A 25,907-nucleotide genomic window follows, 5' to 3' on the forward strand; every position below is an offset into this window, starting at 1 on the left:
AACAACCTCCGGTGGACGGGTCAGCGCAGCGTGGCCCGGGTCTTGAGCAACTCGCGCAGCTCGTACTTGTCGGCTTCATCCAGGCCCTGCTGGCGCTGCTTGGCCTGCAGTTCATCCAGGCGTTGCTGCAGCAGTTGTTTTTCGAGCTGGTTGATGGCGTCCTGCAGTTCTTGGCCCCAGCTGGCCTCATCACCGGGCAGGGCGATGGCGGCGAGCTTGTGCAGCGCGGCCTGTTCCTCGCGCTCGTTGAAATGCTCCAGCAGCGCGCCGGTGCTGATGTCCGGGCGTTGCTCGACCAGCTGCAGCAGTTCCAGCAGCAGCTCGATGCCGGGCAGGCGCAGGCCGCCGATGGCGTGGTGGCCATGCAGGTTCATGGCCAGTGATGGCTGCTGCAGCAGGATGGCGATGGCCGCGCGCACCAGGCTGCGCTTCTGCACCGGCATCACGTTGCCGCGTGCGGCCGGCCGCGCTGCGGCGCTGGCAGGCACGGAGCTGTTTGCGCCGATGCCGGTCAGGCGCGCCAGCTCCTGCTTCATCAGGTCGCCGAAGGCACCGTCGGGGATCTGCGCCAGCATCGGCCGCGCGCGTTCGGCCAGGCGGGCCTTGCCGTCCAGCGTGCCGAGGTTGATCTCGCGGCTGAGCTCGTCGAAGAAGAACTGCGACAGTGGCGTGCCCTGCTTCAGGCGTGCGTCGAAGGCTTCGGCGCCTTCCTTGCGCACGATGGTGTCCGGGTCCTCGCCATCGGGCAGGAACAGGAAGAACGCCTGACGGCCGTCCTTCATGCGCGGCAGCACCGATTCCAGCGCCTTCCAGCCGGCCTTGCGGCCGGCGTTGTCGCCGTCGAAGCAGAAGTACACGTCCGGCGCGTTGCGGAACAGCAGCTCGGCGTGGTCCGGCGTGGTCGCCGTGCCCAGCGTCGCCACCGCCTGGGTGACGCCGAACTGGAACAGGCTGACCACGTCCATGTAGCCCTCGACCACGATCAGGCGCTCGATCTTCTGGTTGGCCTGGCGCACCTGCCACAGCCCGTACAGTTCGCGGCCCTTGTGGAACAGCGCGGTTTCCGGCGAGTTGAGGTACTTGGGGCCGTCGTCCTTCTGCATGACGCGACCGCCGAAGGCGATCACCCGGCCACGGCGGTCGAAGATCGGGAACATCACCCGGTCGCGGAACTTGTCGTAGACGTGGCCGCGGTCGTTCTTGGAGAACAGACCCACGCGGTCGAGCAGCTTCATGCGCCGCTCGTCCTTGCCCAGCGCATCCTTCAACGCGCTGTAGCCGTCCGGCGCGTAGCCGATGGAAAAGCGCGCGCGGGTGTCGGCATCGACGCCACGGCTGTCCAGGTAGGCACGCGCCTTGTCGTTGCCTTCCAGCTGCTTCTGGAAGAAGCGGCTGGCCGCATCCAGCGCGGAGTACTGGTCGCGGCTGTCGTCCTGTTGCTGCTGGCTGCGCGGGGTGTTCTCGCGCGGCACTTCCATGCCGACGCGCTTGGCCAGCTCGTCGACCGCGTCGAGGAACTCGAGGCGGTCGTAGTTCATCAGGAAGCTGATCGCGGTGCCGTGCGCGCCGCAGCCGAAGCAGTGGTAGAACTGCTTGGTCGGCGAGACGTAGAAGCTGGGCGAGCGCTCGTCGTGGAACGGGCAGCGCGCTTCGTATTCCTTGCCCTTGCGCTTGAGCGGGACGCGCGTGTTGATCACCTCCACGATGTCGGTGCGGGCGAGCAGGTCGTCGATGAACGCGTCGGGAAGTCGGGCCATGCGGCAATGAACAGCGCCGCCGGAGGGCGGGGCACACAACAGGGATGGAGGAGAAGTGTACTCGCCTGCGCCGGGAGCGTGCCCCTGCCGAGCGCTTCCCTTGGCGCTGCCAAAGGAAGGGGGCGTACATGGCGTACCGACGGATCACCGTGAGCCGCCCCCTCCCTTGCGCCAAAGGCGCAGGGGAGGGTTGGGGAGGAGTTGCCCTGGTGGCGGGCAAGCGGATGGGGCGCGGACTTCAGCTCTTACCGTTGACGAGGCCGGAGGACAGAGCAACGGCCGCTGCTTCAGTCCGTCTCTGCAGGCGTATCTGGCAGCGCGCGCCGTGCCCGTGCCCGCTCATCGATCACCGCGGTGATCAGTGCCCCGCCGAAGAACACCACGCTGGCGTAGTAGATCCACACCAGCATGATCACCAGCGTCCCCATCGAGCCGTAGGCACTGCCCGGGGCGGCATTGGCGATGTACAGGCCGATGCCGTAGCGGCCCAGGGTGAAAAGAATGGCGGTGATGGCGCCGCCGATGAAGGCCTGGCGCCATTCCACCGGCCGGTCGGGCAGGTAGTGGTAGAGGAAGGCAAAGCCCAGCGCATACATCACCAGCGTGGTGATGTAGCCCACGGCGGGCAGGGCCGAGGGCAGGTGCGAGAACACCACCTGCAACGCGGTGGTGGCCACCATCGAGACGATCAGCAGGAAGCCCAGCGCCAGCACCACGCCGGCCGAGAACACGCGCTTCTTCAGCCAGCCCAGCACGCCCTCGAAGCGGCGGATGTCGGTGCGGAAGATCAGGTTCAGCGCCCCCTGCAGCTGGGCGAATACCACGGTCGCGCCGATGAACAGCAGGGCCACGCTCCACAGCCCGGCCAGCGAGCCCAGGTCGGGGCGCGAGGTGGCGTTGTTGATCACCGTCTGCGCGACCTCGGCCACGCTGCGGCCGGCGAGGGAGGCGATCTGGTCGACCAGCGCCTGCTGTGCGGGCGGGTACAACGAAGCGGTCAGCCACAGCAGCAGCACCAGCAGCGGTGCCAGCGAGAGCAGGGTATAGAAGGCCAGTGACGCGGCCTGGGTCATCACGTCGGCTTCGGCGAAGCGGCGTACCAGGGCGCCGGGCAGGCTCTGCTGCAACTGATCCAGGCGCTGCTTCAGCTTGTCGGGGGACAGGTAGGGCATTGCGGTCGCACGGCACGGCAGGCCATGCACGTTAAGCGATGTGATGAAAAAAGAGGGTGAAGCACCAGGTGGCCGCGAGAGCACCTTCAGGCGCGAAGCCGCTGGTGCGTGGGGTGCGGGATGCGCGCGGTCGGTCGGCTTCGCGGCCGAGGCCGCTCGAACGGACAAGGCCCGCGTTGCCGCGGGCCTTGGGGGGATCAGCCGGCCAGTGCCTGCTTGACCAGCTTGGACACCAGGCCCATGTCGGCCTGTCCGGCCAGCTTGGGCTTGAGCACGCCCATCAGCTTGCCCATGTCGGCGGCGCTGGCCGCGCCGGTTTCGGCGATGGCTGCCGCGATGGCGGCACTGATGGCGGCTTCGTCCATCTTGGCCGGCAGGTAGCGCTCGATCACCACGATCTCCTCGCGTTCGATCGAGGCCAGGTCTTCACGGTTGGCTGCTTCGTACTGGGTCACCGAGTCCTTGCGCTGCTTGACCATCTTGTCCAGCACGGCGATCACGGCGGTATCGTCCAGTTCGATGCGCTCGTCCACTTCACGCTGCTTGATGGCCGCGTTGATCAGGCGGATCACGCCCAGCGAGTGCTTGTCGCCGCCCTTCATGGCGGCCTTCATGTCATCGGTCAGCTGTTGCTTCAGGCTCATGGATCACCTCTTTCGGGATCGGAATACGGTTTGGAAACACGGGGGCCGGGAACGCAAAAAGCCGGCTACGCTTGCGCGTGCCGGCTCTTACCCCAGTACGGAAGGCCGAAGCCCCCCGTTCAGGAGTCGCGTCCGATCAGTACAGGCGCTGACGCTTGGTCACGTCACGCGAGGAACGACGCAGCTGGCGCTTGACGGCAGCAGCGGCCTTGCGCTTGCGTTCCTGGGTCGGCTTTTCGTAGAACTCGCGCTTGCGGGTCTCGGCCAGCACGCCGGCCTTTTCGCAAGTGCGCTTGAAGCGGCGAAGAGCAAACTCGAAGGGCTCGTTCTCGCGGACTTTGACGCTGGGCATGGAATCTCCGGGACACAATGAAACCGGGTCACGCCCGGTGAGCCGCGCATTATAGTCGCTTTGAGCGGGTGCGCAAGTCCCCCGGGGTTTGCCCCGAGGCTGGGGAGGTTCACAATACGCCCATGAAAGTCCTCGGCATTGAATCATCCTGCGATGAGACGGGCGTTGCCGTCTATGACACCGACCTGTCCGGCGGCGCCGCGCTGCGCGCCCACGCGGTCTACAGCCAGATCGCGCTGCACGCCGAATATGGTGGTGTGGTGCCGGAGCTGGCCAGCCGCGACCACGTGCGCAAGACCCTGCCGTTGATCCGGCAGACGCTGGACGAGGCCGGCATCGCCATCTCCGATATCGACGGGGTGGCCTATACCGCCGGCCCGGGTCTGGTCGGGGCATTGCTGGTCGGCGCCGGGGTGGCACGGTCGCTGGCCTGGGGCCTGGATGTGCCGGCCATTGCCGTGCATCACATGGAAGGCCACCTGCTGGCGCCGCTGATGGAGGACGACCCGCCGGAGCCGCCGTTCGTGGCGCTGTTGGTGTCCGGCGGCCACACCCAGCTGATCGCGGTCGATGCCATCGGCAAGTACCGGCTGCTGGGCGAGACCCTGGACGACGCCGCCGGCGAGGCCTTCGACAAGACCGCCAAGTTGATGGGGCTGCCGTATCCGGGTGGCCCGCAACTGGCCAGGCTGGCCGAGATCGGCACGCCGGGACGCTACAGGTTCGCCCGCCCGATGACCGACCGGCCGGGGTTGGACTTCAGTTTCTCCGGCCTGAAGACCCAGGTGTTGCTGGCCTGGCGCGACAGCGACCAGAGCGAGCAGACCCGCGCCGACATCGCGCGCGGTTTCGAGGACGCGGTGGTCGACACGCTGGCCATCAAGTGCGAGCGCGCGCTGGATGCGGCCGGTTGCGACGTACTGGTGGTGGCCGGTGGTGTGGGCGCCAACAAGCGCCTGCGCGCCAAGCTGCATGAGGCCGCGCAGCGGCGCGGTGGCCGGGTGTGTTTCCCGCGCCCGGCGCTGTGCACCGACAACGGCGCGATGATCGCCTTCGCCGGTGCGCTGCGCCTGAAGGCCGGCCAGCACAGCCCGCCGGAAGTGAAGGTCACCCCGCGTTGGGACATGGCGACGCTGCCGCCGCTGGTGGACGAATAGGGCAGGAACGGCGCGCGGGGTCGCGGCTGCATCGCCGGATTGATTGCGGTTGCGGGGCACCACTCCGCGCGATTGCACGCGGGATCGCAGCGAGCGCCGTTCAGCCAAACGCCCCTGCTTAACGCCCCGGCACGTACCATTGCGCGTTCCCCAATCCCTGTTCCCTGTGTTCAATGGACAAAGTATTCATCGAAGGGCTCGAGATCGACGCCCTGATCGGCATCTACGACTGGGAGCGGCGCATCCGCCAGACGTTGGTGTTCGACCTGGAAATGGGCTTTGACAACCGCAAGCCCGCGGCGAGCGACGACATCGTCGACACGCTGAACTACAAGGCGGTGAGCAAGCGCTTGATGGAATTCGTGCGTGGCTCGGACTTCGGCCTGGTGGAGACGCTGGCCGAGCGCTGCGCGCAGATCGTGCTGGACGAGTTCGAGGTGCAGTGGCTGCGCCTGAAGCTGAGCAAGCCCGGCGCGGTGCGCGGCGCGCGCGCGGTGGGCGTGATCATCGAGCGCTCGCGCGCTGCCGGGTAACCCCTGTCCTGAAGCTGCCGGACGGCCTGCCCGGGCCGCCCATCGGGCGCGCGCGCCCCGTCGCGGCCAGGACCCTGCAACAAAGAGGAGCAAGAACCGATGGCGGTAATGGGAATCCGTTGGCTGGACCAACTGGAAAGCACGCTGGCGCCTTATCCGCTGGCGTACCCGGCGGTGGTGCTGGTGGCGCTGCTGCTGGTGGCCTGGCTGGCCAACTTCGTCACCAAGCGCATCCTGCTCAGCGGCCTGCGCAAGGCGATCGAGCGTTTCTCCGGCCCGGAGAAGAACGCCAAGCAGCCGCTGCGCGTGATCGCACGGCTGGCCAACATCGTGCCGTCGGTGGTGATCGCCGCCGGCCTGTCGATCGTGCCGGAACTGCCGCCGGAGCTGGTGGCCGGGCTGAAGGCGCTGTGCCATGCCTGGACCGTGCTGACCATCGCCCTGGCCGTGGCGCATGCGCTGGACGTGTTCAATGATTTCTACGAGCGTCGCCCGGACGCGCGCAACAAGCCGATCAAGGGCTACCTGCAGGTGGCCAAGATCGTGGTGTTCGTGCTCGCCGGCCTGTCGATCGTGGCGACCCTGGCCGGGGTCAAGCTGCTGCACGTGGTCACCGGCCTGGGCGCGGCGACCGCGGTGCTGATGCTGATCTTCCAGGACACCATCCTGTCGCTGGTGGCCAGCGTGCAGATCAGCGGCGATGGCCGCGTGCGCATCGGCGACTGGATCGAGATGCCCAGCCAGAACGCCGATGGCGACGTCACCGACATCGCCCTGCACACGGTGACGGTGCGCAACTTCGACAACACCATCACCACCATCCCGACCAAGAAGCTGGTGACCGAGTCGTTCCGCAACTGGCGCGGCATGCAGGAGTCGGGCGGGCGGCGGATCAAGCGCTCGATCTACCTGGACCAGCACAGCGTGCGCTTCCTCGATGCCACCGCGCTGGAGCGGCTGGGCCAGTTCGGCCTGCTGGACGACTACTTCGCGGCCAAGCAGGAAGAGCTGGGCCAGTGGAACGCGCAGGTGGCGCAGGCCCACCCCGAGCCGGTCAACGCGCGGCGCATGACCAACCTGGGAACCTTCCGCGTCTACGTGGAGCGTTACCTGCGCAGCCATCCGGACATCAAGCAGAACATGACCCTGCTGGTGCGGCAGATGGCGCCCACCCCGCAGGGCCTGCCGCTGGAGATCTACTGCTTCGCGCCGACGGCGTGGGCGCAGTACGAGCGCACCCAGTCCGACGTGTTCGACCACCTGCTGGCGATCCTGCCGGAGTTCGGGCTGCGGGTGTTCCAGGAGTCCAGCGACGCGATGCTGATGGCGGTGCGCGAGCGCCAGGACGCAGGCGTGTAGGACGCCGACGGAGATTGCCGGGAAGACGCCCGCCGCGCGTGGCCCGGCGCTCCCCCTGGGACGGGACGCCGGTCGGGTGGGGCCGTACTGGGCCGGGCACCACCGGCCCGGCGCCCACCGTGCGGGGCTGTGATCGCGCGCGCTGTGATTCACGGCGGTGGCGCTAGAATCCGCACACTGCAAACGTTTACATGAAGAAGGATTGCCGGTGGCCCACGACCGCATCGAGTCCCTGATCGCCCGCATGACCCTGGAAGAGAAGGTCGGCCAGTTGAGCGTATTCGCCGACATGGTCCGGCCCTTCGTCCCGGACATCAATCCCGAGGCCAATGTCCGCAATGCCGAGCAGGTGCTGGAGCAGGTCCGTGCGGGACGGGTGGGGTCGCTGTTCAACGGCGTCGGCGCCCAACAGGGCCGCCAGATCCAGAAGGTGGCGGTGGAGGAGAGCCGGCTCGGCATTCCGGTGATCCTGGCCGCCGACGTGATCCATGGCATGCGCACGGTGTTCCCGATCCCGTTGGGCGAAGCCGCCAGCTTCGAGCCGGACCTGGCCCAGCGCACCGCCCGCGCCACCGCGGTGGAGGCCACCGCGGCCGGCATCCATTGGACCTACGCGCCGGCGGTGGACATCGCCCGGGACCAGCGTTGGGGCCGTGGCGCCGAGGGCGCAGGCGAGGACGTGGTGCTGGGCTGTGCGTTCGCCGCCGCCCGCGTGCGTGGCTTCCAGGGCGAGGACCTGACCGCTGCCGATGCCTTGCTGGCCACGCCCAAGCATTTCGCTGCCTACGGTGCGGTCGCCGCGGGCATGGAGTACGCCCAGGTGGACATCTCGCCGCAGAGCCTGCGCGACATCCATCTGCCGCCGTTCAAGGCCGCGCTGGAAGCCGGCGCGTTGTCGCTGATGAGCGCCTTCAACGACATCAACGGCGTGCCGGCCAGCGCCAACCGTGCGCTGCTGACCGAGTTGCTGCGCCACGAATGGAAGTTCGATGGCGTGGTGGTGTCGGACTACACCGCCGACATGGAATTGATCGCGCACGGTTACGCCGCCGACGAGGTGGACGCCACCCGCAAGGCCTTCCTGGCCGGGTTGGACCTGAGCATGCAGAGCGGCTTCTACGACCGCCACCTGGCCGGGCTGGTCGAGGCGGGCGAGGTGCCGATGTCGGTGCTGGATGAATCGGTGCGTCGCATCCTGCGGTTGAAGGACGCCATCGGCCTGTTCGATGACCCGTACCGTTCGCTGGATGCCGCGCGCGAGGCCGATCAATCGCATATCGCTGCGCACGATGCGCTGTCGCGCGATGCCGCGCGCCGCTCGATCGTGCTGCTGAAGAACGAGAACGCGGTGCTGCCGCTGAAGAAGCAGGGGCAGAAGATCGCGCTGATCGGCCCGTTCGTGCAGGACCGCGACAACATCGAAGGTTGCTGGACGTTGTTCGGCGACAAGTCGCGCTACGTGACGCTGGAGGACGGCGTGCGTGCGGCGCTGGGAGACGCGGCAAGCGTGGAGATCGTGCCCGGCTGTGCGTTGGAGGCGCCGCTGGACGGTGGCATCGCCGCAGCGGTGGCTGCTGCGCGGCGCGCCGAGGTGGTGGTGCTGGCGCTGGGTGAGCCGCAGCGTTACACCGGCGAGGCGCAGTCGCGCGTGGAGATCACCTTGCCCCCCGCGCAGCAGGCGCTGGCCGACGCGGTGGCGGCCACTGGCACACCGTTGGTGGTGCTGTTGCGCAACGGGCGTGCGCTGGCGCTGCACGGCGCGGTGCGTGATGCGCAGGCCATCGCGGTGACCTGGTTCCTTGGCACGCAGACCGGCCATGCGGTGGCCGACGTGTTGTTCGGCGACTACAGCCCGTCGGCGCGGTTGCCGGTGAGCTTCCCGCTCGCTTCCGGGCAGCAGCCGTACTTCTACAACCACCCGCGCACCGGGCGCCCGGAGCTGCCGGCGATGTCCGAGTTCAAGGCCCGCTGGCGCGAGATTCCGAATGCGCCGCTGTACGCGTTCGGCCATGGCATCGGCTACACCACGTTCGCTTATGACGCGGTACGGCTGGGCACGCCGCAGATGGATTGGGACGGCACGCTGGAGGTCAGCGCGACGGTGACCAATACCGGCGAGGTTGCCGGCGAGGAAGTGGTGCAGTTGTACGTGCACGACCGCGTTGCCAGCCGGGTGCGGCCGGTCCGCGAGCTGAAGGACTTCCGCAAGATCGCGTTGGCGCCGGGGCAGTCGCAGCAGGTGACGTTCCGGCTGGTCCGCGAGCAGTTGGCCTTCACCGGCGTGGACGGCGAATTCAGTGCCGAGCCGGGCCTGTTCGATGTGTGGGTGTGTGCGTCGTCGGCCAGCGGCGAGGCGGCCAGCTTCGAGCTGCTGGCGCCGTGATCGTCCGGCAGGAGCGCCCAACGGCGCTCCTGCGACGTGGGTGACAGATGACACCTGCCGGCGGCGGGCCGGCATGCGATGCTCGCGCCATTCCCCGGAGAGACACGAATGGCCGCGCTGCCCGTCTACATGCCCTGGTTGATGACCGCCGGTTTCGGCCTGTTGTACTACCGGCGCATCCGCCGGCACTTCGGTTGGCAGCCGTGGCGTCCGCACCGCAACGTCGCGCGCATCGTGCTGCTGTCGGTGCTGGTGCTGCTGCTCGGCTGGGCGGCGCTGTTCCTGCCGCACGTGGCCTGGGGAATGCTCGGCGGTGCGGTGGCCGGCGTGGCGCTGGGGCTGTTCGCGCTGAAGCACACCCGGATCAGCGCACGCGACGGCCATGCCGGGTACATCCCCAATCCGTGGATCGGTGGCGTGCTGTCGCTGGTGCTGGTCGGGCGGTTGGCGTGGCGCTGGTACAGCGGCGCGTTCAGCGCCGGGGCGATGCAGGGCGGCAGCAATGCCAGCCCGTTGACGATGAGCCTGGTCGCCGCGCTGCTCTGCTATGGGCTGGTGCAGGCGATCGGGCTGCGCCTGCGCCTGCGCTGAGCGCGGGTCACATCGGCGTCACCACCTGCAGGTCGTAGCCGCTGGCCACGTCCGCGCAGGCCGAGACCGCTGCATGTGCCGCCGGTGCGGGGCTGGTGGCCAGGCTCAGCCGGATGTCGCCGGTGGGGACCTCCTGGAAGCGCTGCACGGCCGGTGGCAGCGCGTCGCTGAAATACAGCATCAGCTGCGCGGTATAGGCCTGCTTCGCCAGGCCGCTGGGCAGTGGCAACGCGGGGTAGGCCAGCTGTGCTTCGTGCCAATGCTGCGGGGTGTCGGCGCGCTGCCAGCGGACCGTGAGCGGGGTGTCGGTGCCGAGCACGACCGGCGCCTGTGGCTCGCGCCGGTTGGGGCAGGTGGCCTGCGCGAGATCCGCGTGGAGCAGGTCGACGTTCTGCCCGTTGAGCTCCAGCCGAACGATCGGCACCGCGCTCGAATCGGCCACCGAAACCAGGGTCAAACCCGCGGGCGCACGGCGGGCGGGGGTGCGTACCAGTCGCGGTGACCGCATCGGCGTGAGGACCACGTCCACATGGTCGGGGTAGTGGTAGTAGACGTGGCGGAGGTCACCCGCCGGCAGGTCGTGTGGCAAGGCGGCCGATGGCCGGCGCAGCGGCACGACATCGGGCGAGGGCCGCCCATCGCCCAGGGCCCGGCCGATCTGCAGGCGGCTCGGCTTCAGCGCGTGCCCGGCATAGGGGAACGCACGGCCGTCGGCGCGGCGCGCCGGCGGCCAGCGGGTGATCTGCGTGGTCTGCCCGACCGGCAGGGCCGGGACCGGCATGACATGGCCGATGCCGGGCGTGCTGGTGAAGCCGGTGCTGACACTGTCGTCCAGCCACAGCGTCTGGCCGGTCAGGTTCACGTGGACTTCGGAAACCGGAGGGGCTCCGAACAGGCCATCATGTTGCCTGCGCAGGCTCTGCCCCGCGGGCACGATCAGCGCCGCCAGCACGGCCGGGCCCAGCATCGCCAGATGCGCCACCCAGGGTGTCCTGCCGCGGTCGCGGACCAGCGCGTAGAGCCATGCCAGCAGCAGCGTCGGCAACAACACGACGCCGAGCAGCGGCGCATAGAGGACGACCAGCAGCGCGGCGGGGTGATCGAGCAGGATCAGCGTCGAGGCGGTGGCGGTGAGGACCGCCACCACCGCGCCGATCACGATGGCGGGCAGGTAACGCAGCAACATCGCAACAGGTCCTTGTCGCCGGATGCAACGGCCGCGATCAGCCGGCCTTCGGGGTCAGTTTGAGCAGGCGGGCGTTGGTGCCGTCTTCCAGCAACCACAATGCACCGTCCGGGCCCTGCTCCACTTCGCGGATGCGCTTGCCCATGTCGAAGCGTTCCGCTTCGTGGGCCGTGTCGCCGTCGAAGGCCACGCGCACCAGTGACTGCGAGGACAGCCCGCCGATGAAGCCGCTGCCCTTCCACTGCGGGAACAGCGCGCCGTTGTAGATGACGAAGCCGGCGGGCGAGATCACCTGGCGCCAGGTCACCACCGGGGCGATGAAGTCCGGGCGGGTGTCGTGGTCGGGGATCGGCCGGCCGTCGTAGTGGTCGCCGTTGGAGACGATGGGGTAGCCGTAGTTGCCGCCGCGCTGGATCAGGTTCAGCTCGTCGCCGCCCTTGGGGCCCATCTCGTGCTCCCACAGCTTGCCGTTGCCGTCGAAGGCGATGCCCAGCACGCTGCGATGGCCCAGCGACCACACCTGGTCAGCCGGCGCACCCTGCGCCACGAACGGGTTGTCGGCCGGAACGCTGCCATCGTCGTTGAGGCGGATGATCTTGCCCAGGTTGGTCTTCATGTCCTGGGCGGGGTCGAACTTCTGCCGCTCGCTGGAGCTGATCCACAGCTTGCCGTCCGGGCCGAAGGCCAGGCGGTGGCCGTAATGGCCGCGGCCGCTGACCTTGGGGGTCTGCCGCCAGATCACCTGGGCGTCGCTGAGCTGGCCGCTGCCGTCGGCGGCCAGCACCAGCCGGGCGCGCGCCACCGCGGCCCCCCGGGTGTCGTCCTGGCCGTCCTCGGCATAGCTGTAGTAGACCCAGCCATTGCTGGTGAACTGCGGATGGGCCAGCACGTCACCGAAGCCGCCCTGGCCGCCATAGGCCACGGTCGGTACGCCGCTGATCTCGTTCCGCTTGCCGCTGGCCGGGTCGACGTGCAGCAGCTTGCCGGCCTTTTCGGTGACCAGCAGGCTGCCATCGGGCAGGAAGGTCATCGCCCACGGCTCGTTGAAGCGGGCGACCTCGGTGGCGGCGAAGGGCCATTGCGCAGGCTTGATGGCCGCTTCGGCGGCCGGATCGGCGGGGTCGGCGGCGCAGGCGGTGCTGAACAGCGCCGGGGTGATCGCCAGTGCGAGGCTGAGCAGGAGGGGACGGGGCATGGGGTTCTCCAATGAGGGGAAACGTCTGTCCAACCGCGCCATTACACCATGCCCGTCGCGATCTTCCGGGCCCGGGCCTCTGGGAAGGTGGCGATGGATCGCATAACGTAGCGGCTCACGTCCAAGACCGGGCGGTGTGTCCCTACAAGGAGTTTGGCTGATGAAACCTCAGGTGCAACGACCCTCGGCAGCCTTCATCGCCGCATCGTGGACGGCGTTGATGCTCGGCGCGGTCGCTTATCTGGTGGGCCTGTTCAACGCGGAGATGCTGCTCAACGAGAAGGGCTACTACCTGTCGTTGCTGCTGTTCGGCCTGTTCGCCGCGGTGTCCCTGCAGAAGAGCGTGCGCGACCGCGTGGAGGGGATCCCGGTGAGTGCGCTGTACTACAGCCTGTGCTGGTTCGCCCTGTTGTCGGCCTTGCTGCTGCTGGTGGTCGGGCTGTGGAACGCGACCCTGTTGCTGAGCGAGAAGGGGTTCTACGGCATGTCCTACGCGCTGTCGCTGTTTGGCGCGGTGGCCGTGCAGAAGAACACCCGCGACACGATGGCGGCCGACGCGCTGTACGGCGCACCTCCGCTGCCGCCGCAGGACTGAGCCCGCGCGGTACAGCGCAACGACGAAGGGCGGGTGTCATGCACCCGCCCTTCGTCATTTCATCCCCTCCGGCCAGGCTCAGCCCGGTTCGGTGGGTTCCGGCCCCGGTTCCGGGTGCGGCGCGGTATGGCGGGCCACGATGCCGGTGGCGGTGACCCCGCCGGTGGCATTGCCGATGGTGCAGAACACGTCGGGGATGGTGTCCACCGCCAGCAGCACGCCCAGCGGTTCCACCGGCAGCCCCATGCTCTGGGTGATCGGCAGGTTGTTGGTCATGAAGTTGGCCTGGCCGGGCAGGCCGGTCGAGCCCATGCTGATGACGGCCGCCAGCAGCACCGCCACCGCGTACTGCGAGGCATGGATCTCGAAGCCATACAGCCAGGCAATGAAACTGGCCACGGCGATGTACTGCGCCGGGCTGGTGATGCGGAACAGCGACACCGCCATCGGCAGCACCAGCGCGGTCAGCGCCGGCGGGTAGCCCAGCCGGTTGCGCGCGCTGTCGATCATCGCCGGCAACGAGGCCAGCGAGGACTGCGTGCTGCCGGCGATCACCTGCACCGGCACCAGCGCGGCGGCGAAGCGGCGCAGTGGTTCGCCGGCGGCGAAGCGTGCGACCACGTACAGCAGCAGGGTGATCAGGATGTAGATCACGCACATCAGCACGATGTAGTAGCCGATCACGCCCAGCACGCTCATGCCGACCTCGGCGCAGACCACCAGCACCAGGGCGAACACGCCCACCGGCGCGGCCCACAGCACCCAGCGCACGATGCTGATCATGGTGTCGGAGACGGTGCGGATGAGGTCGAGCAGCCGCTCGCGGCGCCCGGCTTCCTGCCGGCTCAGGGCGAAGCCGAAGAACATGGCGAACACCACCAGCGGCAGCATCGAGGCCGATGCGGCCGCGGCCAACGCGTTGCTCGGGATCAGCCCGCTGATCCACTGCGCCGCCGATGGCGGCGTGGCGGCGGTGGCCGGCGAACGCAGTGCCTCGCGGAAGGTCCGGATGGTTTCGGCATCACGCGGCACCAGGTCGAGCAGGGCGGGGGTGACCAGGGCCGAGAACGCGGCCGAGCCGACCAGCAGGATCAGGAACACGATGATCGCGTTGCGCGCGGTACGACCCGAGGCGGCGGCATTGCTGGCGGTGTTGACGCCGACGATGACCAGCGCGGTGACCAGCGGCACCACGGTCATCTGCAGCGCGTTGAGCCATAGCCGGCCGATCGGGCGGGCGACATCGGCCACCTTCAGCGCCAGCGCCGGATCGTACCGGGCCAGCGACAGGCCGACGATGGCGGCGATGGCCAGCGCGATCAGCACCTTGACCGGCGCGGAGACGGTGAAGCGGCGTGCAGGCGTGCTCAAGGCGCGGCCTCCGCCAGGGAGGGCAGTCCCCAGTCACGGCGCAGGCGTTCGTACTCGGCCTGGGGCAGCAGTACGAACACGGGCTGGGCGGCGGGGCTGAGCCAGGCCAGCAGGTCACTCATCTGCTGCGGCTCCATCGCGGTGCAGCCAGCGGTGGCTTCGCCGGGTGCGCGCCACAGGTGGGCGAAGATGCAGCTGCCCTGGCCCGGCACGTTGCCGGGGTTGTGTTCGATGACGAAGCCTTCGCGGTAACGGCGGTCGCCGTCGTTGTGCAGGTCCAGGCGCATGGCCTCGGTCGAGCCCTTGACCGCGTCGGCACCGACCTGGGCGGCATCGACGATGCGGTTGTACAGCGGCGAGGCCGGTACATCCATGCAGTAGCTGCTGGCCTGCATCGGCAGGTAGGGCAGGGCGCTGTGGATGTGTTCGGCATAGCCGAAGGCCGGGCCAATGGCGAAGATGCCGGCGGGGCTGCGGCCGTCGCCCTCGCGCTTGTGCGGGCCATCGGACGGGGCCGGATGCAGGCCGATGCCCCAGGCGCTGCCGTTGCGGCCCAGGGCCACGTCGAAGCCGCCGGCATGTGCCTGCCAACCGTGTCCGGTGCGCTCGAAGGCCTGCAGGTGGCCCGACGGGGTGTCCCAGCTGGGCGTGGTGACCACGATCAACTGGCGCGCGGCGTGCACCGGCGCAGGCAGCGAATGGGCCGAGGCGAGCGGGGCCGCCAGCGCGAACAGGCACAACAGCGGTGACAGCACCTGCCGGGCGAGGGAGGGAAACAGGGATGGCATGGCGGCGGCTCCGGCTGTCAGTTGTCGATCAGGTGCTGGATGCGTTCCTGGTTCAATGCCAGTTGTCGCTGCCGGTCGGGATTGGACTGGCACAACAGCACGAACACGAAGTCCAGCAGGTACTGCAGCGAGCAACGGTACAGCAGTTGCGCGATCTGCGGTTGCCGGTCATGCGCGCAGATGGCGAGTGCGGCATCGGCGTGTGCGCGCAGCGGATTGGCGGTGTGGCGGGTGATCGACACGACCTTGCCGCCGACCTCCTGGAACTGGCGCGAGAGCTGCCACAGCTGCGGCAGCTTGCCGAACTCGGAGAACACCAGCAGCACGTCGCCGGGGCGCGCGGCGGAGAGGTTGGCGGTCATCAGGATGGGGTCGGCGTGCTGGACGGTGAGGATGCCCAGCAGTGACAGCCGCATGGCGAACTCGCGGGCGTACAGGCCGTCGTCGCCGAGACCGTAGATGAAGACCTTGGGCGCGTTGTCGACCAGCGCGATGACGGCCTCGACGTCGGCCTGCGGGTTGGCCGCCATGGTTTCCTCCTCGGCGGCGGACTTGGCGCGGCGCAGCGTGTCGGCGGCCAGCAGGTAGCCGCCGGGCTGTTCTTCCGGCGGCCAGTCGGTGGTGTCGCCGTTGCCGGCCAGCGCGACGGCCGAGCCGACCGAGTACTTCAGGTCGGGATAGCCCTTGAAGCCGAGCTTCTGGCTGAACTTGACGACGCTGGATTGGCTGATGCCCAGGGCATTGGCCAGCTGCTGGGAGGAGTAGTCGCGCAGCAGGTGGGCGTTGTCGAGGATGAAGTCGGCGATGCGACGTTCAATGGCCGACATCTGTTCGCGTTCGGCGCGGATTTTCAGCAGTGGGGCCATGGGCGGTGTGCCGGGAGTTCGTGGGTGACTTTACGGGATGGACGGTCGCTTTGGAGAGGGTCGGGTACGTGCCTGGGCTCCCTCGTTCGCGCGCAGTGTGGTGGTTGCTTTGGGGTGCGCCCCCTCCCTCGCACGCAGTGCGGGGGAGGGTTGGGGAGGGGGCTCCAGAAGAAAGCATCGCCGGGAGGCACTGCGCTCCAACCCCCGTGCCTTGTTCCCCCGGTGGGCTGCGGTGCTCGGCTCGCTTTACGGGACGGCAAGGGCAGAGCCGGAGCTACCCCTCCCCGGCCCTCCCCTGCGCGTTGCGCAAGGGAGGGGGCATAAGCAACAGCAACAGCAATTCGTGCGTCGGCGGCAACGGCTGCAGCAGCGGTTGCCGTCGCCGCGTGCATCACGGCTTGATCATCTCCAGACCGCGCACCTGGAGGATGCCCAGGCCGGGGGCGTCGGTGATGGTGATCTCCGACTCGTTGAAGATCACCCCGCCTTCGACCGGATTGAATTGGCTCAGCGAGGGGCCGTCCAGGTCGACCTTGGTGATCGCGCCGGACTTGGCCACCGCCAGGTGCACCGCGGCGGCCACGCTGATGCTCGACTCCAGCATGCAGCCGATCATGCACGGCACGCCGTACAGCGAGGCGATGTCGGCGATCTTGATCGCGTTGGAGATGCCGCCGGTCTTCATCAGCTTGATGTTGATGATGTCCGCCGCGCCCTGCTGGATCAGGTCGAACACCTGGTGCGGGCTGAACACGCTTTCGTCGGCCATCACCGGGGTGTTCACCCGCTCGGTCACGTACTTCATGCCGGCGATGTCGGCGGCCTTGACCGGCTGCTCCAGCAGTTCCAGCACCACGCCGGCGTTCTCCAGCGCGCTCATCGCGTAGACCGCCTGCTTGGCGGTCCAGCCCTGGTTGGCGTCCAGGCGCAGCAAGGCGCGGCCCTCGACCGCGGCGTGGATCGCCTTGACCCGCTCGATGTCCAGGCCGATGTCCTTGCCCACCTTGATCTTCAGCGACTCGAAGCCGCGCTCGACCGCCGACAGCGAGTCGGCCACCATCTTGTCGATGTAGTCCACGCTGATGGTGATGTCGGTGGTGATCACCGGGTCGCCGCCACCCAGCATCTGGTACAGCGGGGCGCCGTGCAGCTGCGCCCACAGGTCGTACACGGCGATTTCCACCGCCGCCTTGGCGCTGGTGTTGCGCTCCAGCGAGGACTGGATGAGGCCGCAGATGCGGTTGAGGTTGCTGATGTCCTCGCCGATCAGGCGTGGCTTGATGAAGGTGTTGATGGCCTCGATGATCGAGCCGTGCGTGTCACCGGTGATCACCGCCGTGGGCGGGGCCTCGCCATAGCCGGTGTGGCCGCTGTCGGTGCGGACCAGCACCACCACGTCCTCCATGGTTTCCACCGTGCGCAGCGCGGTCTTGAACGGGGTCTTCAGGGGCACGCGCAGCATGCCCAGTTCGATGTCGGTGATCTTCATTTGGTGGTGTGCGGGCCGATGCGCTGGATGTTGGTCATGCGGTCGATGTAGCGGGCGGTGTCGCTGGCCATCATCGGGTCCAGAGGCGTTACCGACACGCCGTTGAGGCTGGCGTGCACGCGCTTGCCGCTGGCGTCGAACCAGCTGCCGCCGGAGGTGTCGTGGATCACCCAGGTCATGCCGTTGGACTGGCCGATGGCCATCATCACGTGGCCCGGGATGTAGACCAGGTCGCCGACCTGCAGGTTGGCGACGGCCGCGTCACGCCGGGCCTTGCCGTCGGCCTCGCTGAAGGCGGTGCGGTCCAGCGCCGGGCTGACCGCCTGGGCGCTGGTGTTGCGCGGCAACAGCACGCCGAAGCTGCGGTAGATCTCCGAGACGAAGCCGCTGCAGTCGCGGGTGTCGTAGGAATGGCCCCAGCCATAGCGTTCGCCGAGGAACTTGAAGGCCTGGGTGATGAGGTTGCGCGGGGTCAGTGGCAGGTAGTCCGCGGCGGTGTCCTGCGAACGCGGCAACAGGGCCGGCACCAGTGCCAGGCTGCCGTCGGCGTTGCGGACCGGCAGCTGGATGACATGGCTGCCATGGCCCTGCTGGCCGTTGACCGGGGTCATCGCCGGCCAGTCGGACAGCACCGGCACGCGCACGCCCATTTCCAGCTGCAGGTCGGACACGCGCGGCTCCTCCGGCGTGTGCACGGTGCGTGCGGTGGCGCCGGTGATGACCCGGTACGGGCCGGTGCTGCCGTAGCCGAACACCTGCGCGGCGTCGCCGATGCCGACGAAGCGCTTCTCCATCCAGGCGGCGTAGCGCTCGCTGCTGACGAACACCCACTTGCCATCGGCGCTCTCGTGCAGCACCGCCACGGCGTCGCCGGGGAACAGCGCCGACTCCTGGAAGCGATCGATGTCGGTGTCGCCTTGGCTGCTGAACACGCGCAGTTCGGTGGGGAAGGCCCGCAACGCGGCGCGGTGGACGACCAGGCCGTACTGGATCGGGCGGCTGGCCGGCACGCGCTCCAGCGCGAGGTTGTCGGTGATGGCCTTGAGCTGGGCCGCGCCCACCGGCTTGCCCTGCACGTCGTACAGGGGGCGGGTGGGGGCGCGGGAAATGCCGTTGATCTGCTCCAGCACCAGGGCGCGCGGCAGGTTGGCCGGCAACGCACGCAGGTCGTGGATGGAACTGTCCTGCTGGCGCATGCGCGCGTTCTGCGCGTCGATCCCGGCGCGGTCCAGGATCACCGCGTCGGGATCGGGCAACTGCGCGATCCAATGCTGCGGTGCGAGGAAGCTCTCCTCCAGGCCAAGGATGCCCGCGTAGGCCGGGGCAGGCGCCTGCGGCGGCGACAGTGCCCACGCCGGGCCGGCGCAGAGCGCCGCAGCGAGGAGCAGGGCCCGCGACAGCGGGGCGAGGCGTCGGCGCGGAAGGTGTGCCGGGATCACGTTCATTGGAACTCACCTTGGAGATGCTTCGGAATATTTATTCCTTTCATCCATGAAAGCAAGAATAAATTATTGACCGGCTATCGGGTGCGTGTTAAACAGCCGTTACCACCCTGCACCTCTGGATGTGTTGCCGTGGCTTCAACTGTCGATTCTGCCTGCTTTGTCCGTGTCGCTCTCGCCCGCAAGGTAGCCGTCTCCCTGCTGGGGCTGGGCATCGCCTGCACGGCGCAGGCCGGCGAGGCACCGACGGTGTCCTTGCCGGCGTTGGAAGCACGGATCGACCGCGGTGACTTCGCCGGTGCGCAGGCCGAGATCGATGCTGCCCTGGCCGCGCCGGGGACCGATGCGCAGGCGCGCCAGGCCTATGCCTTCCAGCAGGAGCGCATGCGCCGGATGCGGCTGGATTTCAGCCTGGACGAAGCGCAGGCCAAGGCCGCGGTGCGCCGCTCCATCCCCGACCTGCGCGAGGCCGAGTTCAAGGCCTGGGACGATGCCGGCCTGATCGAGCACCTGGACATCGACGGCCAGCGCCGCTGGTTCAACCGTGCCCCGAACAACCTGTTCCTGCTGAGCGAGGAAGCCTCGCAGCGTCGCCCGGCGGACAAGCGCATCTCGCGACCGGGGCCGTACGAGCGGCTGGGGCCGCACCATGCCGAAGTCATCGCCGCCTCCGACCGCAGCGGCCGTAACAGTGTCAGTCCGCGCCGCATCCGCGTGACCCAGTCGATCACGGTCAAGGCCGACGCCGTGCCCGCCGGCGAGACCGTGCGTGCCTGGATCCCGTACCCGCGCGCGATCCCGGGCCAGCAGGAAAACATCCGCTGGCTGGGCAGCGTGCCGGACGGTGCGCAGGTCGCGCCCGAAGACACCCTGCAACGCACCGCCTACCTGGAGCGCACTGCGGTGGCGGGCACGCCGACCGAGTTTTCGGTCAACTATGAAGTCACCATCTCCGCGCGTCGCTTCGTGATCGACCCGGACAAGGTGCTGCCGACGCCGTCCGACCCGGCGCTGGCGCCCTTCCTGGCGCAGCGCGCGCCGCACGTGGTGTTCACTCCGGCGCTGCGTGCGTTCTCGCGCAAGGTGGTGGGCAACGAGACCAACCCCTACCGCGTCGCCCGGAAGCTGTTCGACGCGGTGGACCAGATCCCGTGGGGTGGCGCGCGCGAATACTCCACCATCAGCAACATCTCCGACTACGCGCTGCACGCCGGCCACGCCGACTGCGGCCAGCAGACGCTGTTGCTGGTGGCGCTGCTGCGCCTGAACGGCATTCCGGCGCGCTGGCAATCGGGCATGGTCTATTCCGATGACGCGGTGGGCTACAACAACCTGCACGACTGGGGCGCGGTGTACCTGGCTCCGTACGGCTGGGTGCCGATGGACGTGACCACCGGCGCGCTGGACAGCAGCGTGCCGGCCGAGCGCGATTTCTACTTCGGCGGCATCGATGCCTACCGCATCGCCTTCAACGACGACTACTCACGGGCGCTGGTGCCGGCCAAGCAGCACTTCCGTTCGGAGACCGTGGACCTGCAACGTGGTGAAGTGGAGTGGAAGGGCGGGAACCTCTATTTCAACCAGTGGCAATACGACTTCCAGACGCAGGTGCTGCCGCTGGAAGGGCAATAGACAGCAGTTCGAGTCGTTACTTCACTATCTGCAGGAGAGAGCAGGGGATGAACAGCAAAATGTTGAAGCGGGCGGCGCTGACCGTCGCATTGGGCGCGTGTCTGGGGGCACTGGCGCCGAGCGTCATGGCGCAGAGCGCCACCGGCGCGATCGCAGGCCGCGCGAGCAGCGGTGACCAGATCACCATCGTCAACAAGGCCACCGGCCTGACCCGCACCGTCACCGTCGGTGCCGATGGTTCCTATCGCCTGAGCCAGCTGCCGGTGGGCGATTACAGCCTGCAGGTCAAGCGTGACGGACAGTCCGACAACGAACCTGTGGCCGTCAACGTGGCGCTGGGCGGCACGACGACGGTCAACCTCGGTGGTGGCGGCGCCGGCGGCGCGGTGACCCTGGATTCGGTGCAGGTGGTTGGCAATCGTGTGCTCAATCGCGTGGACGTCAGTTCCACCGAGACCGCCACCAATGTTTCGCGCGAAGAACTCGCACGCATGCCAGTGGACCAGAGCATGGGGGCGGTGGCGATGCTGGCGCCGGGCGTGATCGGAGGTAACTCCTCGCTGGGCGGCATCTCCTTCGGCGGTTCGTCCATCGCCGAGAACTCGGCTTTCATCAACGGCCTCAACGTCACTGATTTCTACCGCCGCCAGAGCTTCTCCAGTGCGCCATTTGCCTTCTTCCAGGAGTTCCAGGTCAAGACCGGTGGCTACTCCGTGGAGTTCGGGCGCAGCACCGGCGGCGTGATCAACGCGGTCACGCGTTCGGGCAGCAACGAGTTCAAGAGCGGCATGGAGTTGACCTTCGAGCCGAATGCATTCCGCTCCAAGGCCAAGGACCACCAGTTCGATCGCGTGGACAGCGATGGCACGCCTGTGTCGGCGGTGTACAAGGCCAGCCACGACACCGATAGCTTCCTCAAGGCCAATATCTGGGCATCGGGCGCGCTGGTGAAGGACAAACTGTTCTTCTTCGGCATGTACGAGCAGCGCCAGGGCAGCTACGGCAGCACCAACAACGCCGGCAACGAATGGACGCGCTCCAAGTCCGACAACGGCTTCTGGGGTGCCAAGCTGGACTGGAACATCAATGATGACCACCGCCTGGAGTTGCTGGCGTTCTCCGATGAAGCCAGCACCGACAACGCCACCAACCTGTACGACTTCGACACCAGCACCATCGGTGATTCGAAGGGAACCAGCGTCGATGACGGCGGTGGCAAGAACGGCTCGCTGACCTATACGGGCCACTTCGGGGAGAACTTCACCGCCAAGGCGATGTATGGCTTCAACCGCAGTCAGGCGTTGAGTGCGTCGCCCGCCGATGCGCAATGCGCGCAGGTGCTGATCGACTCCTCCTACAACGGCGTGTACACCGCCATGGGCAAGCCCGCGGTGAGCTGCCATCCGAGCAGTTCGACCTCCGTGGTGGATCATCACGACGAACGCAAGGTGGGGCGCCTGGACTTCGAGTGGCAGTTGGGCGACCACTTGCTGCGGTTCGGTCTGGACCGCGAGGAGATGACGACCGACCGCACCACGCACTACCCGGGGGCCACCGGTATGCGCTACACCGTCTTTGGTGCGACGCCGGGTGCGGTGCTGGACAATGGCGCGGTTGTCCCCGCGGGTGTTGATGCGATCGTGATGGGACGTCGCCGCATCGATGGCGGCGTGTTCGAAACCACCGCCAACGCCTACTACCTGGAAGATGTCTGGAACGTCACCCCGAACTTCGTGTTGAACCTGGGCGTACGCGTGGATGGCTTCGACAACAAGACTGCCGCCGGCTCCAGCTTCATCAAGATGGACAACCTGGTCTCGCCGCGCTTCGGCTTCAGCTGGGACATGAGAGGGGATGGCGCTTCCAAGCTGTTCGGCAACCTGGGCCGCTACTACCTGCCGGTCACCAACATCATCAACTACAACTTCGCCGGCGGCCTGATCGACGAGCGCACCTTCTATGCATTGAACGGCTGGACCCCGTCGACCAACCCGGTCACCGGTGCCGGCTACCTGCAGCCGAACCTGGGTTCGCAGATCGGCGGGATCGACGATTCCTACAACCTGCCGGTTGACGACCTCCGCCAGAGTGTCAGCCGTGACCTGGATGCGGTTTATCAGGACGAGGCGATCCTGGGCTTCCAGCAGATGATCAACCAGGAATGGTCGTGGGGCGTCAACGCCACCTATCGCCGCATGGCCAACACCATGGACGACATCCGCATCAATGCGTTGTGCGGTGTCCGCCACGACACGTTGTGGCCGATTGCCAACCCGGGTGAGAAGCTCACGCTGTGGGGTACCACCGACATGGGCTGCGCGCAGGACGGGTGGGTAACCATCGACACGTCCAAGGAAGGCTACATGGCCGGCGGCAGCAACAAGATCATGGGCTACTACAAGCCCAAGCGTACCTATAAGGCGCTGGAGTTCCAGATCGACCGTGCATGGGATGACAAGTGGGCATTCAATGCGTCCTATCTGTGGTCAAAGTCGGACGGTAACCACGAAGGTCCGGTGAACTCGGATACCAACTACGGTGATACCGGCATGGTCCAGCACTGGGACCACCCTGCCAACAACCAGGACTACGGTCCGCTGTTCAACGACCATCGTCACCAGATCAAGTTGCGTGGCAGCTACAAGCTGAACGAGATGTGGGAGTTCGGCAGCACGTTCACCGCGTTGTCCGGCGGTCCGATCACCGCGCTGGGTGTCGCCTGGCCGGATGACAGCACCGGTGCAGCCAGCTTCGTAACGGAAGGTTCGGGTGGTGGCTCGTTCTGGCACTGCGTGAAGAACTGCAGTGGCTCGTGGGATCAGCGTGAGTTCGTCTACGCCGGACGTGGCTCCGGTGGCCGGATGCCGTGGGTGTACAACCTCGGCGCCAACGTGACCTGGACGTTGCCGGTGCATGATGTCGACCTGAAGGTACGCCTGTCGGTGTTCAACCTGCTCAACAATCAGGAAGTCATCAACCAGCGTGCCCGTTACGAGAAGGGTCCGGGTGTGGTTCGTGGCCTGTACGGCACCGGCACCCGCTGGCAGACGCCGCGTTACGCCCAGCTGGTCGTGACCTGGAACTTCTGATGCTGCGTTGAACGGACGGCCCGCCTCGGCGGGCCGTTCGCTTTTTGGGGAGGCAGTGATGGGCATCAAGCAACTTGCATGGTTCTGCGCGCTGGCCGTCACGGGCGTGGCGCAGGCGGCCGGGCCGTCGCGCAGCGAAGTGCTGGTCGACCAGGCCGTGCAGCACTACCGCCTGCCGGGCATAGCCGTGGGCGTGATCGAGGACGGCAAGGTCGTCCAGCGCATCAGCCGCGGTGAACTGGCCGTGGGCGAGGGCCGGGCGGTCGATCCGGAGACGCTGTTCAAGATCGCCTCCAACACCAAGGCGATGACCGCCGCGGTGCTGGCGCGGCTGGTGCAGGCCGGCAAGCTGCGCTGGGATGACCCGGTCACGCGGTACCTGCCGCAGTTCCGCATGCATGACCCGTGGGTGACGCGCAACCTGCAGGTGCGCGACCTGCTGATCCACAACAGCGGGCTCGGGCTGGGGGCCGGCGACCTGATGCTGTGGCCGGAGCCGAACCACTTCGGGCGTGCCGACATCATCGCCGGGCTGGCGCATCTCAAGCCGACCGGCAGCTTCCGCGCCGACTACGCCTACGACAACCTGCTTTACGTGGTCGCCGGTGAGGTGGCCGCGGTGGCCGGCGGCAAACCCTACGCGCAGCTGGTGCGGCAGGAGATCTTCGAACCCTTGGGCATGCGGCGCTGCCAGGTGGGCGAATGGTCGCCGGCCACGGTGGACAACATCGCGCGCCCGCATTACCGCAACGACGGGCAAAACATCGCCGCCGCGGCCGACCCGGCACGCGTGGAGGATTTCCCGTCGATGGCCGCCGGCGGCATCCGCTGCAGCCTGGATGACATGCTGCGCTGGATGCAGGTGCTGCTGGATCCGGCGCAGGCGCCGGGGTGGCTGGACGAGACCCAGCGCCGCGCGTTGTGGACGGCGCACATGCCGATGCCGATCAGCCAGCGCCAGCGCGATTGGGACAACAGCCACTTCTCCGCCTATGGCTATGGCTGGCGCCTGTCCGACATGGATGGGCAATGGAAGGTCGCGCATACCGGCACGCTGTCGGGCATGTATTCGTCGCTGGCGCTGCTGCCGGATCGCAGGACCGGCGTGGTGATGCTGATCAACGGCGAGGCGGAGGACGCGCGCACCGCCCTGACCCAGGCCCTGCTCAAGCAGTACACGGCGCCGTCCAACGCGCCGGACGTGCTGTATTACGCCGGGCAGATGGAGCAGGCCGCGCGGCAGCGGCAGGCCGCCGGCCACGTGCGTCCGGCACTGGCCGATCGCAAGGCCGCGCAGCCGGCCGAAGTGGCGGATGCGCTGGGTGTCTGGCGCGATCCGTGGTTCGGCGAGGTGCGGCTGTGTGCCACGGGTGGCGGTGTCGCGTTCGCTTCGGTCAAGTCACCCACGCTGCAAGGCCCGGTGATGCGCAGCGGCACGCAGTGGTTCGTCGCGTTCAAGGACCTGGGCGAGGATGCCGATGCCTGGCTGGAATTCTCCGGTGATGCGGCGCACCCTGTCATGCGCATGCGCGCCATCGACCCGGAGATCGACTTCAGCTATGACTACCAGGACCTGGAATTCCACCGTGTCGGCGCGTGTCCGTAACACGGTGTTGATGGTGCTGCTGGGCAGCGCCGCCGGCGCCGCGACAGCGGTCGATGTCTCGCCCGCCACCACGCCGCAGCAGGCGGACATGGTCGATGTCGCCACCCTGGCACCGGGCTTCGTGCTGGACATGCGCTACGCCGGCCAGGACAACTTCACCGGCCGCGTCGTGCCCGGCTACGAGGCGCCGCGCTGCTATCTGCTGCAACCGGTGGCCGCGGCACTGGCGCGGGTACAGCGCAGCCTGCAGGCGCAGGGCATGGCGCTGCAGTTGTACGACTGCTATCGGCCGGTACGCTCGGTGAAGGCCTTCGTGGCCTGGGTGCATGACCCGGCCGACCAGATCGCCAAGCCGCGCTATTACCCCAACGTCGACAAACGCACCCTGCTCGATGGCTACATCGCCGAGACCTCCGGCCACAGCCGCGGCGCCACCGTCGACCTGGGCCTGCTGGATTGCCGTGGCGGCGACTGCACGGCGCTGGACATGGGCACCGGCTTCGATCGCTTCGATCCGCTGGCGCATACCGCCAGCCCGGACATCAGCGCGGCGCAGGCGCGCAACCGCCGGTTGCTGCTCGACGCGATGCAGGCCGAGGGCTTTGCCAACTATCCGATGGAATGGTGGCATTTCACCTTCAAGCCGGAGCCCACCCCGGACACGGCGTACGACTTCCCGGTGCGTTGAGGCGGGGCATGG

21 protein-coding genes are annotated in these 25,907 nt (G+C 67.8%); 10 read left to right on the plus strand and 11 right to left on the minus strand.

Annotation, left to right across the window (positions count from 1 at the left end; genetic code table 11):
* Positions 1–20: 20 nt before the first annotated feature.
* The 4 genes from dnaG to rpsU all read right to left on the minus strand — a co-directional run bounded on the left by dnaG (position 21) and on the right by rpsU (position 3,925).
* Positions 21–1,757: a DNA primase gene (gene dnaG / locus ACIPR8_RS00110; protein ID WP_446539780.1), complete on the minus strand. Its 1,737-nt coding sequence runs from the start codon at positions 1,755–1,757 to the stop codon at positions 21–23.
* Positions 1,758–2,044: 287 nt separating this feature from the next.
* Positions 2,045–2,929, minus strand: a complete 885-nt coding sequence (locus ACIPR8_RS00115; protein ID WP_132865944.1) for a YihY/virulence factor BrkB family protein — start codon at positions 2,927–2,929, stop codon at positions 2,045–2,047.
* Between the two features lie 197 nt (positions 2,930–3,126).
* The gene (locus ACIPR8_RS00120; RefSeq protein ID WP_132865943.1) at positions 3,127–3,573 is read right to left on the minus strand and encodes a GatB/YqeY domain-containing protein; all 447 of its coding nucleotides are present in this window, start codon (positions 3,571–3,573) and stop codon (positions 3,127–3,129) included.
* A gap of 136 nt (positions 3,574–3,709) precedes the next feature.
* Positions 3,710–3,925, minus strand: a complete 216-nt coding sequence (gene rpsU / locus ACIPR8_RS00125; protein ID WP_002808376.1) for a 30S ribosomal protein S21 — start codon at positions 3,923–3,925, stop codon at positions 3,710–3,712.
* 122 nt (positions 3,926–4,047) lie between these two features.
* Here rpsU and tsaD point away from each other — a divergent pair, with 122 nt between their 5' ends.
* From tsaD to ACIPR8_RS00150, 5 genes are all read left to right on the plus strand, one after another.
* Positions 4,048–5,082 carry a tRNA (adenosine(37)-N6)-threonylcarbamoyltransferase complex transferase subunit TsaD gene (tsaD, locus tag ACIPR8_RS00130; protein ID WP_192287888.1) on the plus strand — a complete coding sequence of 345 codons (1,035 nt, stop codon included), beginning with the start codon at positions 4,048–4,050 and terminating at the stop codon, positions 5,080–5,082.
* Positions 5,083–5,255: 173 nt separating this feature from the next.
* Positions 5,256–5,615, plus strand: coding sequence for a dihydroneopterin aldolase (folB, locus tag ACIPR8_RS00135; RefSeq protein ID WP_192287887.1), 360 nt, complete (start codon positions 5,256–5,258; stop codon positions 5,613–5,615).
* Positions 5,616–5,714: 99 nt separating this feature from the next.
* The gene (locus tag ACIPR8_RS00140) at positions 5,715–6,974 is read left to right on the plus strand and encodes a mechanosensitive ion channel family protein (RefSeq protein WP_313252565.1); all 1,260 of its coding nucleotides are present in this window, start codon (positions 5,715–5,717) and stop codon (positions 6,972–6,974) included.
* A 208-nt stretch (positions 6,975–7,182) separates the two neighbouring features.
* On the plus strand, positions 7,183–9,357 hold the full coding sequence (locus ACIPR8_RS00145; protein ID WP_446539781.1) for a glycoside hydrolase family 3 N-terminal domain-containing protein: 2,175 nt from the start codon (positions 7,183–7,185) through the stop codon (positions 9,355–9,357).
* Positions 9,358–9,465: 108 nt separating this feature from the next.
* The gene (locus ACIPR8_RS00150; protein ID WP_446539782.1) at positions 9,466–9,948 is read left to right on the plus strand and encodes a hypothetical protein; all 483 of its coding nucleotides are present in this window, start codon (positions 9,466–9,468) and stop codon (positions 9,946–9,948) included.
* 7 nt (positions 9,949–9,955) lie between these two features.
* On the opposite strand, the gene ACIPR8_RS00155 is transcribed toward ACIPR8_RS00150, so the two are convergent.
* Both ACIPR8_RS00155 and ACIPR8_RS00160 read right to left on the minus strand, forming a co-directional pair.
* On the minus strand, positions 9,956–11,134 hold the full coding sequence (locus ACIPR8_RS00155) for a hypothetical protein (RefSeq protein ID WP_446539783.1): 1,179 nt from the start codon (positions 11,132–11,134) through the stop codon (positions 9,956–9,958).
* A gap of 37 nt (positions 11,135–11,171) precedes the next feature.
* Positions 11,172–12,329, minus strand: coding sequence for a PQQ-dependent sugar dehydrogenase (locus ACIPR8_RS00160; protein WP_446539784.1), 1,158 nt, complete (start codon positions 12,327–12,329; stop codon positions 11,172–11,174).
* A 160-nt stretch (positions 12,330–12,489) separates the two neighbouring features.
* Between ACIPR8_RS00160 and yiaA the strand changes: the two genes are divergently transcribed.
* Positions 12,490–12,924 carry an inner membrane protein YiaA gene (yiaA, locus tag ACIPR8_RS00165; RefSeq protein WP_192287882.1) on the plus strand — a complete coding sequence of 145 codons (435 nt, stop codon included), beginning with the start codon at positions 12,490–12,492 and terminating at the stop codon, positions 12,922–12,924.
* Between the two features lie 78 nt (positions 12,925–13,002).
* On the opposite strand, the gene ACIPR8_RS00170 is transcribed toward yiaA, so the two are convergent.
* The 5 genes from ACIPR8_RS00170 to ACIPR8_RS00190 all read right to left on the minus strand — a co-directional run bounded on the left by ACIPR8_RS00170 (position 13,003) and on the right by ACIPR8_RS00190 (position 18,883).
* Positions 13,003–14,295 (minus strand): dicarboxylate/amino acid:cation symporter, encoded by a 1,293-nt coding sequence (locus ACIPR8_RS00170; protein WP_446539785.1) that lies wholly within the window; start codon positions 14,293–14,295, stop codon positions 13,003–13,005.
* A complete protein-coding gene (locus ACIPR8_RS00175) occupies positions 14,292–15,083 on the minus strand; it encodes a L,D-transpeptidase family protein (protein WP_446539786.1) in 792 nt (263 codons plus the stop codon). The genes ACIPR8_RS00170 and ACIPR8_RS00175 overlap by 4 nt, the downstream gene beginning before the upstream one ends.
* Before the next feature lie 17 nt (positions 15,084–15,100).
* Positions 15,101–15,949: a MurR/RpiR family transcriptional regulator gene (locus ACIPR8_RS00180; protein ID WP_132865933.1), complete on the minus strand. Its 849-nt coding sequence runs from the start codon at positions 15,947–15,949 to the stop codon at positions 15,101–15,103.
* Between the two features lie 391 nt (positions 15,950–16,340).
* On the minus strand, positions 16,341–17,438 hold the full coding sequence (locus tag ACIPR8_RS00185) for a dipeptide epimerase (RefSeq protein WP_446539787.1): 1,098 nt from the start codon (positions 17,436–17,438) through the stop codon (positions 16,341–16,343).
* Positions 17,435–18,883 (minus strand): C40 family peptidase, encoded by a 1,449-nt coding sequence (locus tag ACIPR8_RS00190; protein WP_446539788.1) that lies wholly within the window; start codon positions 18,881–18,883, stop codon positions 17,435–17,437. The genes ACIPR8_RS00185 and ACIPR8_RS00190 overlap by 4 nt, the downstream gene beginning before the upstream one ends.
* A gap of 246 nt (positions 18,884–19,129) precedes the next feature.
* On the opposite strand from ACIPR8_RS00190, the gene ACIPR8_RS00195 reads away from it, so the two are divergent.
* From ACIPR8_RS00195 to ACIPR8_RS00210, 4 genes are read left to right on the plus strand one after another with little or no spacing between them, the layout of a single operon-like run.
* Positions 19,130–20,512, plus strand: coding sequence for a transglutaminase-like domain-containing protein (locus ACIPR8_RS00195; protein ID WP_446540609.1), 1,383 nt, complete (start codon positions 19,130–19,132; stop codon positions 20,510–20,512).
* Between the two features lie 47 nt (positions 20,513–20,559).
* On the plus strand, positions 20,560–23,601 hold the full coding sequence (locus tag ACIPR8_RS00200) for a TonB-dependent receptor (protein WP_446539789.1): 3,042 nt from the start codon (positions 20,560–20,562) through the stop codon (positions 23,599–23,601).
* Between the two features lie 58 nt (positions 23,602–23,659).
* Positions 23,660–25,207: a serine hydrolase domain-containing protein gene (locus tag ACIPR8_RS00205; RefSeq protein ID WP_446539790.1), complete on the plus strand. Its 1,548-nt coding sequence runs from the start codon at positions 23,660–23,662 to the stop codon at positions 25,205–25,207.
* A gap of 10 nt (positions 25,208–25,217) precedes the next feature.
* Positions 25,218–25,895: a M15 family metallopeptidase gene (locus ACIPR8_RS00210; protein WP_446540610.1), complete on the plus strand. Its 678-nt coding sequence runs from the start codon at positions 25,218–25,220 to the stop codon at positions 25,893–25,895.
* Positions 25,896–25,907: the final 12 nt, after the last annotated feature.

Source organism: Stenotrophomonas sp. LARHCG68 (assembly GCF_052871705.1).

Coding starts and splice junctions, on each gene's coding strand:
- ACIPR8_RS00155 (WP_446539783.1), bottom strand. CDS start 11,134: ATGTTGCTGCGTTACCTGCCCGCCATCGTGATCGGCGCGGTGGTGGCG.
- tsaD (WP_192287888.1), top strand. CDS start 4,048: ATGAAAGTCCTCGGCATTGAATCATCCTGCGATGAGACGGGCGTTGCC.
- rpsU (WP_002808376.1), bottom strand. CDS start 3,925: ATGCCCAGCGTCAAAGTCCGCGAGAACGAGCCCTTCGAGTTTGCTCTT.
- ACIPR8_RS00210 (WP_446540610.1), top strand. CDS start 25,218: ATGGTGCTGCTGGGCAGCGCCGCCGGCGCCGCGACAGCGGTCGATGTC.
- yiaA (WP_192287882.1), top strand. CDS start 12,490: ATGAAACCTCAGGTGCAACGACCCTCGGCAGCCTTCATCGCCGCATCG.
- ACIPR8_RS00185 (WP_446539787.1), bottom strand. CDS start 17,438: ATGAAGATCACCGACATCGAACTGGGCATGCTGCGCGTGCCCCTGAAG.
- ACIPR8_RS00120 (WP_132865943.1), bottom strand. CDS start 3,573: ATGAGCCTGAAGCAACAGCTGACCGATGACATGAAGGCCGCCATGAAG.
- ACIPR8_RS00205 (WP_446539790.1), top strand. CDS start 23,660: ATGGGCATCAAGCAACTTGCATGGTTCTGCGCGCTGGCCGTCACGGGC.
- ACIPR8_RS00190 (WP_446539788.1), bottom strand. CDS start 18,883: ATGAACGTGATCCCGGCACACCTTCCGCGCCGACGCCTCGCCCCGCTG.
- ACIPR8_RS00160 (WP_446539784.1), bottom strand. CDS start 12,329: ATGCCCCGTCCCCTCCTGCTCAGCCTCGCACTGGCGATCACCCCGGCG.
- ACIPR8_RS00175 (WP_446539786.1), bottom strand. CDS start 15,083: ATGCCATCCCTGTTTCCCTCCCTCGCCCGGCAGGTGCTGTCACCGCTG.
- ACIPR8_RS00140 (WP_313252565.1), top strand. CDS start 5,715: ATGGCGGTAATGGGAATCCGTTGGCTGGACCAACTGGAAAGCACGCTG.
- ACIPR8_RS00200 (WP_446539789.1), top strand. CDS start 20,560: ATGAACAGCAAAATGTTGAAGCGGGCGGCGCTGACCGTCGCATTGGGC.
- ACIPR8_RS00115 (WP_132865944.1), bottom strand. CDS start 2,929: ATGCCCTACCTGTCCCCCGACAAGCTGAAGCAGCGCCTGGATCAGTTG.
- ACIPR8_RS00180 (WP_132865933.1), bottom strand. CDS start 15,949: ATGGCCCCACTGCTGAAAATCCGCGCCGAACGCGAACAGATGTCGGCC.
- dnaG (WP_446539780.1), bottom strand. CDS start 1,757: ATGGCCCGACTTCCCGACGCGTTCATCGACGACCTGCTCGCCCGCACC.
- folB (WP_192287887.1), top strand. CDS start 5,256: ATGGACAAAGTATTCATCGAAGGGCTCGAGATCGACGCCCTGATCGGC.
- ACIPR8_RS00150 (WP_446539782.1), top strand. CDS start 9,466: ATGGCCGCGCTGCCCGTCTACATGCCCTGGTTGATGACCGCCGGTTTC.